The sequence below is a fragment of the Pseudomonas sp. GW821-FHT07G06 genome (assembly GCF_058986625.1).
Window position 1 is genome coordinate 306,150 of the sequence record NZ_JBYSVW010000007.1, and the last position, 14,478, is coordinate 320,627.

Below are 14,478 nucleotides of genomic sequence, written 5' to 3' on the forward strand. Positions count from 1 at the left end.
CGGGAGGTGATCATGGACATCAAGACTTTGGGCTTGCCCCTTGCTGTAGCGGCACTGCTGGCGCTGGCCGGGTGCTCGACGCCAACGGTGGTGACCCTGCAGAACGGCACTCAGTACCTGACCAAGGACATGCCGAATACCCGGACCAAGGACGGGTTCTTCGAGTTCGAGGACATTTCGGGGGCGAAGGTGAAAGTCAGGGCCGACGAAGTGGCAACGATTCGCGAGGAAGACTGACGTTTCTCCTGGCACGATGTGGCAGGTTTCGAGCACTGCCTTACACTCGATAGACCCCGTGCGACCGAATGAATGTGCAACGCTTCGACACAGGCGTTGCAATACGGGCATCACGCATAGACTCAGGTGACGCCGAAATGAAAATGGTCATGCCACTTCTGGCCTCTATGCTCGCCGTCAGCGCGTGCGTGACGGCGAGCCTTTGTGAAGCCGCGACAAAGGCAAAGCCAAAACCCTTGCCAACTTACAAAACCAGTTTCGACTGCACCTCGCCCCAGGCATCCACCGAAAAGCTTATCTGTCACGACGCTCAGCTGGCGCGCATGGACCTGGAACTCGATCGTCTTTATCTCCTGGCGCTCACCGACGAACATTCAGTGCCCCGCCCGAATAAAGTCGAGATAGATCATCGGTTCTGGATGGAGTCCCGTAACCAGTGTGGTGCCGGGCCGCAAGCCAAGGGGTGCGTCATCGCCAGTTATGCCGAGCGTGCGTTCCAGCTGCGCCAGGGTTCGGCCATTGCCAGAACCAAGGATCCGAGCAGGCTCACCGAAGGTCCCTTGGCTTATCGTTGCGCAGGGTTTAACGCATTGGTTGCCGCGACCTTCTTTACGGTCGAACCGGGCGTGGTGTTCCTCAAATGGGCCAACTCCTCGGTGACGCTTAACCAGGTGCCGAACAATTCCGGTACCCAGTACACGGGCAAGGATTACAAAGGCAGCTACAGCTTCTGGCAAATCGGCGATGACGTTTTTTTCCAGATACCCGGCTCGGGCCAGATGAGTTGCGCAGCCGAGCCGGTCGGCTGACAAGGATGGCAACGGGACATCCTGTCCCGATTGCCTGACCGGTCTTCAGCTGCCGGTGCGAATCTTGTTCCACACGCGCGTGCGAACCCGGTCGATGTTCAATGGCATGGCTTCCAGGGCAAAGAGTTTCCCCATCATTTCCGGGCTTGGGTAAACCTTGGTGTCGTTCTTGATCGCCGGGTCGATCAGGCTGTCAGCCTGCTCGTTGCCATTGGCGTAATGCACATAGTTGCTGACGCTGGCCATGACGTCCGGGCGCAGCAGATAGTTCATGAAGGCGTAACCGGCCTTTTCGTCCGGAGCGTCGACCGGCATCGCGACCATGTCGAACCAGATGGCCGCGCCCTCCTTGGGAATCGCATAACCGATGTCGATACCATTGTTGGCTTCCCGGGCGCGGTTTTCCGCTTGCAGGATGTCGCCGGAGAAACCGACCGCGACGCAGATATCACCGTTGGCCAGGTCACTGGTGTACTTGGACGAGTGGAAATAGCTCACATACGGCCGCACTTTCAACAGCAAGGCTTCGGCCTTCTTGTAGTCATCCGGGTTCTTACTGTGAGGCGGCAAGCCGAGGTAATTCAACGCGGCCGGCAACAGTTCGGGACCGTTATCGAGAATAGCCACGCCGCACTTCTGCAACTTCTGCATGTTCTCGGGCTTGAAAATCAGGTCCCAGGAATCCACCGGGGCGTTGTCGCCCAGCACCGCCTTGACCTTGGCAACGTTGTAGCCGATGCCGGTGCTGCCCCACAGGTACGGGAAGCCGTGCTCGTTGCCCGGATCGTTGGTCTGCAAGGCCTTGAGCAGTACCGGATTGAGGTTTTTCCAGTTCGGCAACTGGCTCTTGTCGAGCTTCTTCAGTGCGCCGCCCTCAATCTGACGCGCCATGAAGTGGTTGGACGGAAACACCACGTCGTAGCCGGATTTGCCGGTCATCAGCTTGCCATCGAGGGTTTCGTTGCTGTCATAGACGTCGTAGGTGAAGCCGATGCCGGTTTCTTTCTGGAAGTCTTTCGTGGTGTCCGGCGCGATGTAATCCGACCAGTTATAGATTTTGACGGTTTCGGCCGCCTGACTGATCGATGCAACCAGCAGCAGCGGAGCCAGGGTCAGTGTCTTTCGGAGCATGAGTCGATTCCTGTAGGTTGTTTTTGTTGGCAGGCAATCAAGGATCAGAAAATCAGGACGTAGGTCTTGCGCACGGTTTCCTGGATATCCCAGATACCGAGGCTGTTGGCCGGCAACATCAGTGCGTCGCCGGCTTCGATGTGCAGTGGTTCACCGCCGTCCGGGGTGAAGGTGCAGCGCCCCTGGATGAAGTGACAGAATTCCTGGGCGACGATCTGCCGCCGCCAGCGCCCCGGGGTGCATTCCCAGACGCCGGTCTCGACGCCGTCGTCGCGTTCGACGCTGGTGGTCGAAGCCACGGCCACGGGCGTGCCCAGGGGTACGGCGACCGGGTTGGATTCCTCCAGTTTCAGGGTTGCGGTGTGCTTGAATTGCGTGATGCTCATGGGAATACCTGTCGATATGGCCTGTAGATGAAGAGCGCGCCGTTTAGTGCATGAAACCTTCCATGAAACCGGCCACCCCGCTGGCCAGCTTGCGCCGCCAGGGCGCGGTAGCCGGGTTGGCCAGGGTCTGGTCCTCATGGACAAAGCTGCGGATGATTGCGTTGTAGCCGAGCCAGCGAATCGGTTCCGGCTCCCAGGCCCTGAGCGCGTCGAGGCCCCGCTGCGGGATGACCCACGGCTGGCGCACCAGATCGGTGTCGCGCCCCAGGATCAGGTCGGCCAGCGTGCGTCCACCGAGGTTGCTGGCACCAACGCCCTCCCCGCCATAACCGCCGGACAAGGCGATGCCTTTGGCCCGGTCGCAGAGCATGTGCGGCTTGAAGTGCCGGGACATGCCCAGGTTGCCGCCCCAGGAATGAGTGATCTGCACGTTCTTCAACTGCGGGAACAGCTCGCCAAACAGGTAGCGCCGCAGGTCTTTTTCATCCGTGGTCAGCTCGAAGTCGTGGCGCAGCTTGCCGGCGAACTGATAGCCGCCACGGGCGCCAAAGATCAAACGGTTGTCAGCGGTGCGCTGGCCATAGGTCACCTGGCGACTGGCCTCGCTGAACGCCTGGCCACGGCTCAGGCCGATTTCATCCCAGGTGGCCGCCGACAAGGGCTCGGTCGCGACGATCAGGCTCTGCACCGGCATCTGATAACGCCCCAGGGGCGGCAAGGTGACGGAGTAACCTTCTACTGCCGGAACGACCCAGTGACAGCGCACCGACGCTTTCGCCGTGCGCAGGCTGCCGGATTGCCAATGGGTGACCGGGCTGTTTTCATAGATCCTCACCCCCAGGCGCTCCACCATCCGGGCCAACCCGCGCACCAGCTTGGCCGGGTGGATGGTCGCCACGTGCGGCGCATAGATGCCGCCATAGGGTTTGGCGACGCGAATCTGCTGTGCCAGTTGTTCCGGGCTCAGCCAGCGATAGTGGTTGTCGTCGAGGCCCTGGCGATGGAGATCGTCCAGGTAGTGACGCAGGCTGGTCGCCTGCTCGGGGTAGCGCGCAGCGCAATACAGCACCCCACCTTTACGGAAATCGCAGTCGATGCCCTCACGTTCGAGGACAATCTCCACTTCATCCGGAATGCCATGCAACAAGTCGTAGGAAGCGCGGCGCTCCTGGGCCGGTAGACCGGCCAGCAGGCGATCTTCACCCAGCAAGTTGCCCATCAGCCAGCCGCCATTGCGCCCCGACGCGCCGAAACCGGCGGTCTGCGCTTCGACAATGGCGATGTTCAGCTGCGGTTTCTGCTGCTTAAGGTAGTACGCGGTCCAGAGACCGGTGTAGCCCGCGCCGATGATCGCCACGTCCACATCCAGGTCCCGCTCCAGCGCCGGACGCGCCAACAAAGGCTCGTCGAGTTGGTCCATCCACAAACTGATAGTGCGCCACGCCGGCATGCAAGACTCCGCCACTGAAAAACTTCGATGGCGTCGATCCTAGTGCGTGGGCTCAGGCGCTGTCTTGCGCGCGTGCACGCAAAGAAATTTGTTTGACGTAAGCCTTGGGTGACTGGCCGGTGTGCTGGCGGAAACAGCTGTAGAACGCCGACAGCGAATTGAATCCGGCGGCGAACGCCAGTTCATCGATACGCAGCGGTGACGTGGCGTCATCCAGTGCCGCGAGCAAGTGTTGCAGGCGCGCCTGGTTGACGTAGCGGTAGAAACTCTGGCCCAGCACCTGGTTCAACAGATAGGAAATCTGGTTGCGGCTGTACCCGCACTCCTTCGCCACCCGTTGCAGGTCGAGCTCCGGGTCGAGATACGGCTGCTGGCGCTGGAAATACTGCTGCAGGTCATCGGCCATGAAGCTCAACTGGCGAGGCGACAGGCCCAGCCGGCTGACCGCCGGGCGCTGGCCGGAGGTGGTTTTGCTGACGGGTTGCTCATGCACCAGCGAAGCGTATTCATTGACCCGCCAGATCAGCCCGTCCTTGACGGTGATCGCCTCGCTGGCGCGGAACGACACCAGTCCTTCACCACCGCGCAGGGTGATGCGGTACTGGATGAAGGCGGTGTTGCCGTCCAGTCGGATGCGGTCGGAGTGCTCCAGCGCTTCATCCGGATCCCGGGGCATGCTGCTGCGCACGTAGTCGCGCAATTCGGCCAGGCCCATGACCCGGTTCTGGAAAAAGTCGTTGTACTGGACTTCCGGGTGATAGAGCGCCATGACGCCGTCCAGGTCCCGGTGTTTCCAGCGCAAGTGATAGCGCATGACCGTCTCGCCCGTGGCCTGGGTTTGCAGCGGGCCATCATCCTCGGCGTGCATTGAAAATCTCGACGGAAAAAACCGAGCTTGCCCAACTTCCGCTTTGTCTTCAACGACTAAACGGATGCGGGCTTCGGGCCGCCAATATCAAGGAAGCGTGACCTGAATCAAAAAAATGGCGGCAATCGCCAAACGACCTGAAAAAACCACATTCTTTTTCACATTCGGATGCTACTTTTAAAGACTGTCACTGGTTGAGCCATTGAAGGTTCTTCCCTCCTACCATGAGCTAAAGGAAGCGCTCGATAATGAAGGCGGGCAACACATGAATAGAGGGTTCAGTAAGGTCACGTTTCCAAACGCCTGCCAGCTGATGCGCTGGCATTTTCATCCCATGGGTTTCGAGGCGAGCATGGACGCGCCGGGCAGCATGATTGCCCGTCTTTTCGATCGTGCCACTGGCGAGACCATGATCGCCATTGCCGGCATTCCTTGCGCCACCGTCATGAATGCCGCGGATGTAGAACGAATAATCGAAGCGGTGGAGGATGAACTTGATGCTTTCGTTCCACCGGAGGCCTTCAGGAGTTATGCCTGAGGGTGGAATACCCGCGTAAAAGATTAAAAGATCGCAGCCTTCGGCAGCTCCTACAGGAGTTGTCGAGGGCTGCGATTTTTGTGTTTCAGGCTGACGCTTTGCCCTGCCGATGATCGACAAAGAACGCCTTGCCCTTGCCGATCCGGTCGGACGCCTTGGGCATGTTCGCGGCCTGGGTGTCCTGCGCATCGACGTACCAGTAGCAATGGCTGACGGCACGGGTAATACCCACGTACGCCAGCCGCAGGATCTCGTCCTTCTGGGCATTGTCGTAGGGTTCGCTGTCACCGGCCTTGCCCAGGCCCGCCATCCGGTAAACCTGATTCTTGTAGGGCGAACTGGTCAGGTGTTGGCAGTCGCCCAGCAAAAACACCGCATCGGCCTGGAGGCCCTTGGCACTGTGATACGTCAGTTGCTTGAGCCTGCGGGCTGCATGGGGCAAGCTCGAATCAACATTAAGTACTGTCTGAATATGCTCTTCTATCAATGACTTATCGCTACTTTTTCGATAAAGCATCAAGATTGAATCACCCTTCCGGTAATGTTCCATCAGGCGCTGCGCCATGCCCTGGTCATCACGATCGAGGACGTTCACCGGCAGCAATGCCTTGGGTTCACCGCTGGCCTTGGCTTTCTTCCCGGCAATCGCCGGTGCTGCACGCACGATGTGCTCGGCGGCATCGATGATGTGCTGGTGGCTGCGGTAGTTGTCGCTGAGCATGACCTTGGTGGTGCTCGGCGACGGGAACTCCTTGTTGAACTCCATGAAGTAGCTCGGCGAACTCCCGCGCCAGCCATAGATGGATTGCCAGTCATCGCCCACACAGAGCAGCGAGGAACGCTGGGCACCCCGTCCGACGTGCATGGCCGGTCCGCGACTGCGGATCTCTGCCAGGCTGGCCCTGATCCAGGAGACGATTTGCGGCGAGACGTCCTGAAATTCGTCGATCATCAGGTGTGACAGCGGCCGCAGCAGCTCATCACTCAGCAGCTTGAGGTTCTCCGGCGAATGCTCGCTGAACAGGGCGAACATCCGGTTGTAGGTCATGATCGGTGGTTTCTGGTCGAGCAAATGATCTTCCAGCGCCCGCCAGTAAAGGCTCAGGGCCTCGAAGAAGAACCGGTCGGGATCATCCTTGGCGAAACTCATCTGTCCCACGGCACTCGGCACATCCAGCCCGAGGTTTTCGATGAACCCGGCGGCGGCGACAAAGCAATCGAGCAACGGCGCGGATGCGAGCTCGCCCTTGACCTTGTAATCGATGCCCGGCCCGGCACTGGCATCCCCCGCCAGCGAGGCCAGCACGCGCCTTGATGAGTCGTAACTATCCAGCCAAATCAATGGCTTACGACAGAAAGCTTGAAACAGGGTGCGCTTTACTGCCCACTCTGCGCGCACCGTCAGCTTGGCATTGGGCCGCGTGACCTGCGGGTTCTCCCGAGGATCGAACCCCAGCACCACCCAGGCGTCCAGCGTCGGGATGTAGCCGTGACAGTGGAATGTCGAGCCGTTGATATCGAACGACTGGCGATTCGGTTCGATGCCCTTGATGGGCCAGGCACCGGCGCGAAACCACAGGTCTTCAATGGCGTCGCACAACTCTTCATCACGCTTGGCCGCCAGTTCGGTGACGCCCATGCGTTTCTGCACATCGGGATGGTCCCGCTCCAGCTCCTTGAGTTGCAAGGCATGCCGGGACAAAGGCTTGATCAGCTCACGAAAACGCTCGTCGTTACTGTGCAGACGGTGATAGCAGGCGTTGAGCTGTTGGCGCTGAGCGTCGTTGATACGCAGGTCGAACGGATTGCTGTCGACTTCCTCGTCACCCTGTGCAGCCCGCAGGCTGAGGTTCTCGAAGGCCTGCAAACGCTCGAAACCCGGAAGACTGCGCACCATCGGCAGGATCCGCGAGTGAAAGGTGCGCACCAGGTCCCGTGCCTCCTTGAAACTGATCGCGCGGCCCCAGAGCGCAAACAGTTCGATCAGCTTGTTGATGAAGTCCTTGCGCGATTCGCGGGTGAAGGTCACCACCGTCATCGAACTCAGCTCGAAGCCCAGGTAATGGCTCAACAGCAAGATGCGCAGCACCAGCGTGGTCGACTTGCCTGCGCCGGCACCGGCGATCACCGAGGTGGACGGCGTGTCGCTGAAGATCATTTTCCACTGCGCGGCGCTGGGCTGGGCATGGGCCGGCAGCAACCGGGCGACATCAGCCTTCATGCGTTTCTTCAACTCGGCGTTCAACGGCAGGCGCCAATCGTCGAACAGCAGGTCATCGACAGTCGGTGGCCGGTGTTCAGTGGAGCGCGAGTCGCGGATCAGCAGGACCTGCCGACCCTCCTCCAGCCCTTCGAGCTTGCCTTCCCTGTAGCCGTAATCGACCCCGGCACTGTGACCGCTGCGAAAACCGTCGGCCTGGCCATGCAACCACGACGCACGATGTTGAGCGTGCAGGCGGGTCAGGCTGTATCCGAAGAACCGGGCGAGCAGTCGCTTGATCAGCGGCATCTCGGCCAGGGGACGAAGTTCGGGCGGAAGATCGGGGGTGTGTTGCGGCACGCGGACTGACTCCAGGGTGTGAGGCTGTTGAGCACTATGGTGTCTGCATTTGCCATTGAGTTCTAGTGAATTGCTTATGACTCATTGGCTTATGCGATGAAGTGAAGGCTGGATGAGAAAGTTTCGAGCCTATTTAATATCAAAATATTCGATGGGAATGCCGCATTTTTTACGCTTTTTATCGATTGTTGCCTGATGGATGATGGCCGTCATCAACCACCGGTCTCGCTTCGTGGCTCAGGCGCTTCGCCCCATGACGAACCTTTTCTGGAGACGATCATGCTTGAACTCAGACCTTTCAAAACGCTTGGCGGTGCTCACCACGGCTGGTTGGATGCGCATCACCATTTTTCGTTCGCCGAATACTACGATCCACAGCGCATGAACTGGGGCAACCTGCGGGTCTGGAATGACGACGTGATCGCTCCCGGCACCGGTTTCCCGCAGCACCCGCACCGGGACATGGAAATCATCACCTATGTCCGTGAAGGCGCCATTACCCACCAGGACAACCTGGGCAACAAGGGCCGGACCGAAGCGGGTGACGTCCAGGTCATGAGCGCCGGTACCGGAATCGCCCACAGCGAGTACAACCTGGAAGCGACGCCGACCCGGATTTTCCAGATCTGGATCATCCCGAATGAGACCGGTCTGGCACCGTCCTGGGGCGCCAAACCCTTCCCGAAAGGTGACCGCGAAGGTTTTGTCACCCTGGCCAGCGGCAAGGAAGGCGACGAGCAGAGCCTGCGCATCCGCGCCGATGCGCGGCTGGTGGCCGCCAATCTGAAGGCCGGCGAAACGGCCGAATACCTGTTGGACAGCGGTCGTCGTGCCTACCTGGTCCCGGCTACCGGGGTCATTGAAGTCAATGGCTTGCGCGCGCAAGCTCGAGACGGTGTCGCGGTGGCCGATGAGCAGGTGCTGCGGGTGACTGCCATCGAGGACAGTGAGATCGTGTTGGTGGATCTGGCGTGACCTGCTGAGGGCAATCGCAAAAAAGGGGCGACCGTGTTGGTCGCCCCTTTTTTATTGCTGCAGCGAACCCTTTGTGGGAGCGAGCTTGCTCGCGATGGCGGCCTGGCATCCAGCATTGATATTGACTGACAGACCGCTATCGCGAGCAAGCTCGCTCCCACAGGGTTTTATGCAGCTCCAGTGGGAGTTACAGCGCTTACTTCGAGGAAATGGCACCATCCACCAGCGTTTGCGCCTCGGCCACCAGTTGCTTGAGGTGGTCGTCGCTGACAAAGCTTTCGGCGTAGATCTTGTAGATGTCTTCCGTGCCCGACGGACGCGCCGCGAACCAGCCGTTTTCGGTCATGACCTTGAGACCGCCAATGGCCTGGTCGTTGCCTGGTGCGTGGCTGAGGATGCTCTGGATCGGCTCGCCGGCCAGTTGGGTCGAGGTGACCTGTTGCGGCGACAGCTTGCTCAGCAGGGCCTTCTGCTCCGGGTTGGCCTTGGCGTCGACCCTTACCGAGAACGGCTCACCCAGTTCATCGGTCAAGGCACGGTACGCCTGGCTCGGATCGCGACCGGTCCGGGCCGTCATCTCGGCAGCCAGCAAGGCCGGAATCAAACCGTCCTTGTCGGTGCTCCAGACGCCGCCGTCCTTGCGCAGGAACGAGGCACCGGCGCTTTCTTCGCCGCCGAAACCCAGGGAGCCATCGAACAGTCCGTCGGCAAACCATTTGAAACCGACCGGCACTTCGTACAAGCGACGGCCCAGGCGTCTGGCCACGCGATCGATCAAGCCGCTGCTGACCACGGTTTTACCCACGGCAGCATCGGCGCGCCATTGCGGACGATTCTGGAACAGGTAGTCGATGGCAACGGCGAGGTAGTTGTTCGGTGCCAGCAAACCACCGGACGGGGTGACGATGCCATGGCGATCATGGTCAGGGTCGCAGGCAAACGCCACGTCGAAGCGCTCTTTCAGGCCGATCAGGCCTTGCATGGCGTGGCTGGACGATGGGTCCATGCGGATCTGGCCGTCCCAGTCGACGGTCATGAAGCGGAAGGTCGGGTCGACCTGTTTGTTCACCACATCCAGGTCCAGACGGTAATGCTCGGCAATCGCCGACCAGTAGCGCACCCCTGCTCCACCCAGCGGATCGACGCCCAGGCGCAGATTGGCATCGCGGATGGCGTCGAAGTCGATCACGTTGATCAGGTCGGCGACATAGGTGTTGAGGTAATCGTGACGATGGGTGGTGCCGGCCTTCAGTGCCTGCTCGTAGCTGATGCGCTTGACGCCAGCGAGCTTGTTGGCCAGCAATTCGTTGGCCTTGGCTTCGATCCACTTGGTGATGTGGGTATCGGCCGGACCACCGTTGGTGGGGTTGTACTTGTAGCCACCGCTTTGTGGCGGGTTGTGCGACGGCGTGATGACGATGCCGTCCGCCAGGCCGCTGGTGCGGCCACGGTTGTAGCAGAGAATCGCATGGGAAATGGCCGGCGTCGGGGTGTACTCGTCGCCCGCGGCGATCATCACGGTCACGCCGTTGGCCGCCAGCACTTCAAGGGCGCTGGCACCGGCCGGCGTGGACAGCGCGTGGGTGTCGATGCCGACGAACAGCGGGCCGTCGATGCCCTGAGCTTCGCGATACAGGCAAATGGCCTGGCTGATCGCCAGCACGTGCCATTCGTTGAAACTCAGGTCGAACGAGCTACCGCGGTGCCCTGACGTGCCGAAGGCAACGCGCTGGGTCGAAATGGCGGCATCAGGCTGGCCGGTGTAATAGGCCGTTACCAGTCGCGGGATGTCGACCAACAATTCTGCCGGTGCCGGTTTACCCGCAAAAGGACTGAGTGTCATGCAAAACCTCTGGAATAGAGTGGTTCAGGAATTGAGTCGCAGTTTACTGGCAGTTTGACCGCAACGCGATGGGATCGATCCCGCACAGTGGCAGTTGTTATTTTTTGTCACTCACTCGATCGATTCCAGGCGCAGCGCATCCCCCAGCAGTCCCAGCGCGGACGCCAGGTTGTGATCGCCGCCGAAGGTATGACTCAGGCGCACATGCTGCCCGTGCAGGCCGTGGAGGCTGAACAGTTCCCCCGGCGCGATGACCACCTGTTGCGCCAGCAGGCGCTGGAACACACGACGGACATTGACCCGACGCAACGAGCGCACCCAGATCGTTGCACCGCCTTGCGGTTCGACGAAATGCAAGGCATCACCCAGTCGCTCCTGCAACAACTGGGTCATTTGACTCTTGCGCTCCTTGAGCAGCCGGCGCAGCACCAACAGGTGTTGATCGATGCGGCCGCTGCTGTACAAACGGGCGATGGCTTTCTGGCGAATCGGCGACAGTCGAAACGAACGCAACAGGAAGTGCCGTTGCAGTTCGGCGCTCAAGTGCCTGGAAAGCAGGTAACCGTAGGGCGCTTCCGGTCCAATGATTTTCTCGAACGCGGAAAACACCATCAGCCGTTCAGGGGCCAGCAAGTCGCGAAAGCGCAGGCCGCCCGGGTCGAATCCGAGCTCGCCATAACAGTCGTTTTCCAGCACCCAACTGTCATGCGCGGCCAACAGCCGGGCGATCGCCTGCCTGTTTTCCTCAGGCGCCAGGCTGCCACGGGGCATGTTCAGGGCCGAAGACAGCATCACCAGCCGTACCGGCTCGGTCTCAAGCAAGGTTTTCAACCGTTGCGGATCGAGGCAACCATCGGCTTGCACAGGCCATTCGATCACCCGCACGCAGGCGGCTTGAAACAAACGCAGGATCGTCCAGTCGCACGGCGACTCAACCACTACCGTGGCGTCCTTCAAGCCCAGCACGGCAATGAGGATTTCCAGGACACCGCGAAGGTCGGCGCCGATGTAGACATCATCGGCATGCCAGTAACGCATGGGAGACGTGGTGTAGCGTGCTGCCAGGGCGGTGCGCAGCTCGAGCTCGCCGCAGGGTTGCGAGGGCGACTGCGGCTGCCTGGGATACTGGCGCAGCAACTCTCGCTCCAGCAGCAACAAGGGGCTGTCGAGCGGCAGCAGCAACGCCGGTTCATCGGCGCTCAGGACCAGCATCCCCGGACGCCTGGCATTGACATAGACGGCTTCGAGCAGATCGCTGCCGCTGTCCAACAGGTTGAAAGAGGACACTGGCAACGCGTAATAACCCGACTTGGCCACCGAAAACACACGCCCTTCCTTCTCCAGCAGCGAATAGGCGTACTGAATGGTCGAGATCGACACATTGAGGCGCTCCGCCAGCTGGCGCAGCGACGGCAGGCGGATGCGTGAATCCCCTTCGGACTCGTTGATCAGGCTGCCCAGATATCGATACACGGCCTGATAGGCGAAATCCGTTTCTCGTGGACCTTTCATGGCTGAAGGCCGACCGCACTGGCTGATAGTCCGCCCACCCTCAGTGACCCGCTGACCATTCATCCACCAAGGTGTCGCCGGTGTCAGGATCGCCCGCTGCCTCTTGCAACGCGGCGCACTGGATATGCGCTTCGGGCGCCCCGTCACCGCTGCCTGGCGCCCGCTCCATGCGATAAAGCCGGCCGATCAGGCTGACGGGCAACCCGCTGACATCAATCATCCATTGCATGATCTGTTCGGCGACCGGCTGCCCCTGCATGGCCCGGTGCAACTCGGGCATGGCCACCAGCATGCCCGGATGGCACTGACGCAAAAATCGCTCAAGCCCCGCACCTTCTTCGATAAACGGCGCAAAAAGCAGACACACCAGCTGTGCTTCACTCAGGCCCAGGGTCTTTTGCGCCTCGGTCGCTGCGCGGGCACGCTGGTCGCCCAGTGTCGCCGGGTTGCCGAACACCTCGATGGCCTGCTCGCACAAACGCTCGGGCACGCGCTTGCGGCGCATCATCACCAGGGCGCGTTGCAGGTATTGCGCAACGCCTGACTCGTAATCGCGGCCGTGCACGAAGCTCGCTTGCAAGCCACGCACATGCGCCGAGATCGACGCGCTGACGAATTCGTTGTCGCTGATCTGCGCGGACAGTTCGTCAGGCTGGAAGCCGAGAAATTCAGTCAGCAATGACCAGCGCTCTTCCAGGTTGCTGACCAGCAGGTCGTGAATCTCGATGCAGGTGGTACGACGGCAGGTCTCAAAGCGCCCTTCAGGACGCCATCGGGCCTGGCCGTCATCGGCATGGAACGCCTGATAACAGTCGCTGCCCAGCTCATCGAGCAATGCAAACAACCCCGCATGGCCGGCCTCGCCCACGTGCGAGGGCTTGAGCCCTGCCTTGGTGGCGGCACGCTTCAAACCGTCGATGAACTGTTTCTGCTGACGCGGCGTGTCACTGATGAGCAAAGCGTCGACGCCACCGTCCCAGCGGGCGATTTGCCCGTAGAACTCTCCCGTGGCCAGGTATCCGTCATCCCACAGGTCGAACCCGCCGTGCCACTCCCGGCGATGGCCGATCAGCAGCAGGTTCACGCGGCTGGACTCGCGGCCGGCGTCGGAGATCGGCGCCAGGTGATTGAACGGCAGGACTTCCCGATCATCGACCATCAGCACCTCGACCCGCGGATCGTCATAGACAAACAGTGCGCTGTTGGTCCGGTGCATGTTTTCCACGGCCGCCCGGCTGGTCCCGTTCAACCGCAACGAGGCGATGCGCAACTGGAAGGTCGCCGGGGACCGAGTGGCGATGGTCAATTGCGCCGCACGCAACAGCGCCAGGCTGTAGCAGTTGTCGCGGGCCCCGGACTGGATTGCCAACACCTTGTAATCACCAATACGTTCCATGCCCCCCGCCGCCACTGCCAGACGCTGAATCAACAACTGCAATGCAGTGCGCTCGGCACGGGAGAAGAACCCCAGCAATCGCTGCAACACTTGTTGATAGACATAGTTCATCGCTTGGTCATGGATGCTGGTCATCTTTATTTACCTGGTACTCGTAAGTTCAATATCGCGCGGACAACACATTCCGCTGGATTGCCTGCACGAATGCAGTCATCGACTTTATTGCCAAATGCTAGCAATTGAATTTAATGGAAATCATTTGAAACGATCGTAACAACCCTTCTTTCGCACGCCAAAGACAAGGCTGTAGCGCCCGGCTGGCAAGGGTTTTATCGATTGTAGACGGAGTCCTAGGAAGCGTCCGACAGAGTCCCACAGACACTTAACACAAGAAATAAGGAAAGCAGCTGTTGCTGTCTTTTTGGCAACTACACAACAACTAACTAAATTGGAGGCGTGCACCGAGGGCGCACATTGAAAAGTTTTAGCCTGACACCCAGCCATGACTCATTCCTTGAGATGAAAGTAATCATTCAATTATCAGGGCTTAGTGGCTGATTAGAAGCTACAGATTACGGGCAAAAACCAGTTCAGTTGCTGGACCGGCCTGCGGATCGACGTGTTTTTTTTGCCCTTCTCTCTTCTGTAGGAGCAGCCGGTCGACGCTCGATTGCTCGCGATGAAGGTCAACGATGCTGCGGGGAGCCTGACACCCCGCGGTGCTCTCAGGTTTTTCGTCGGAACGCCGCCCGGAGCAAGCTCGCTCCTACAAA

General features: G+C 60.1%; 13 protein-coding genes. 4 read left to right on the forward strand and 9 right to left on the reverse strand.

Going from position 1 to position 14,478, the window contains the following annotated elements:
• Nucleotides 1-12: 12 nt before the first annotated feature.
• Nucleotides 13-237 carry a YgdI/YgdR family lipoprotein gene (locus AC3WJW_RS14645; protein WP_493726518.1) on the forward strand — a complete coding sequence of 75 codons (225 nt, stop codon included), beginning with the start codon at nt 13-15 and terminating at the stop codon, nt 235-237.
• Nucleotides 238-374: 137 nt separating this feature from the next.
• The gene (locus AC3WJW_RS14650; RefSeq protein WP_493726500.1) at nt 375-1,046 is read left to right on the forward strand and encodes an MliC family protein; all 672 of its coding nucleotides are present in this window, start codon (nt 375-377) and stop codon (nt 1,044-1,046) included.
• Nucleotides 1,047-1,091: 45 nt separating this feature from the next.
• On the opposite strand, the gene AC3WJW_RS14655 is transcribed toward AC3WJW_RS14650, so the two are convergent.
• From AC3WJW_RS14655 to AC3WJW_RS14670, 4 genes are read right to left on the reverse strand one after another with little or no spacing between them, the layout of a single operon-like run.
• On the reverse strand, nt 1,092-2,177 hold the full coding sequence (locus AC3WJW_RS14655; RefSeq protein ID WP_007970611.1) for a polyamine ABC transporter substrate-binding protein: 1,086 nt from the start codon (nt 2,175-2,177) through the stop codon (nt 1,092-1,094).
• A 44-nt stretch (nt 2,178-2,221) separates the two neighbouring features.
• Entirely contained in the window at nt 2,222-2,563 is a 342-nt protein-coding gene (locus tag AC3WJW_RS14660) for a cupin domain-containing protein (RefSeq protein ID WP_015095054.1), read from the reverse strand.
• 43 nt (nt 2,564-2,606) lie between these two features.
• Entirely contained in the window at nt 2,607-4,013 is a 1,407-nt protein-coding gene (locus AC3WJW_RS14665) for an NAD(P)/FAD-dependent oxidoreductase (RefSeq protein ID WP_493726501.1), read from the reverse strand.
• Nucleotides 4,014-4,065: 52 nt separating this feature from the next.
• A complete protein-coding gene (locus tag AC3WJW_RS14670) occupies nt 4,066-4,881 on the reverse strand; it encodes an AraC family transcriptional regulator (RefSeq protein WP_493726502.1) in 816 nt (271 codons plus the stop codon).
• Between the two features lie 265 nt (nt 4,882-5,146).
• Between AC3WJW_RS14670 and AC3WJW_RS14675 the strand changes: the two genes are divergently transcribed.
• Nucleotides 5,147-5,419, forward strand: a complete 273-nt coding sequence (locus AC3WJW_RS14675; RefSeq protein WP_493726519.1) for a DUF1652 domain-containing protein — start codon at nt 5,147-5,149, stop codon at nt 5,417-5,419.
• 85 nt (nt 5,420-5,504) lie between these two features.
• On the opposite strand, the gene AC3WJW_RS14680 is transcribed toward AC3WJW_RS14675, so the two are convergent.
• Nucleotides 5,505-7,979, reverse strand: a complete 2,475-nt coding sequence (locus AC3WJW_RS14680) for a UvrD-helicase domain-containing protein (RefSeq protein WP_493726503.1) — start codon at nt 7,977-7,979, stop codon at nt 5,505-5,507.
• A 279-nt stretch (nt 7,980-8,258) separates the two neighbouring features.
• Here AC3WJW_RS14680 and AC3WJW_RS14685 point away from each other — a divergent pair, with 279 nt between their 5' ends.
• On the forward strand, nt 8,259-8,954 hold the full coding sequence (locus tag AC3WJW_RS14685; RefSeq protein WP_102701364.1) for a pirin family protein: 696 nt from the start codon (nt 8,259-8,261) through the stop codon (nt 8,952-8,954).
• A gap of 196 nt (nt 8,955-9,150) precedes the next feature.
• On the opposite strand, the gene pgm is transcribed toward AC3WJW_RS14685, so the two are convergent.
• The 4 genes from pgm to AC3WJW_RS14705 all read right to left on the reverse strand — a co-directional run.
• Nucleotides 9,151-10,797 carry a phosphoglucomutase (alpha-D-glucose-1,6-bisphosphate-dependent) gene (gene pgm, locus AC3WJW_RS14690; protein ID WP_493726504.1) on the reverse strand — a complete coding sequence of 549 codons (1,647 nt, stop codon included), beginning with the start codon at nt 10,795-10,797 and terminating at the stop codon, nt 9,151-9,153.
• Between the two features lie 111 nt (nt 10,798-10,908).
• Nucleotides 10,909-12,309 (reverse strand): aminotransferase-like domain-containing protein, encoded by a 1,401-nt coding sequence (locus tag AC3WJW_RS14695; RefSeq protein ID WP_493726505.1) that lies wholly within the window; start codon nt 12,307-12,309, stop codon nt 10,909-10,911.
• Between the two features lie 40 nt (nt 12,310-12,349).
• Nucleotides 12,350-13,840, reverse strand: coding sequence for a hypothetical protein (locus AC3WJW_RS14700; RefSeq protein ID WP_493726506.1), 1,491 nt, complete (start codon nt 13,838-13,840; stop codon nt 12,350-12,352).
• A 423-nt stretch (nt 13,841-14,263) separates the two neighbouring features.
• Nucleotides 14,264-14,478 (reverse strand): hypothetical protein (locus AC3WJW_RS14705; protein ID WP_493726507.1); only part of this gene is annotated, 215 nt, incomplete at its 5' end.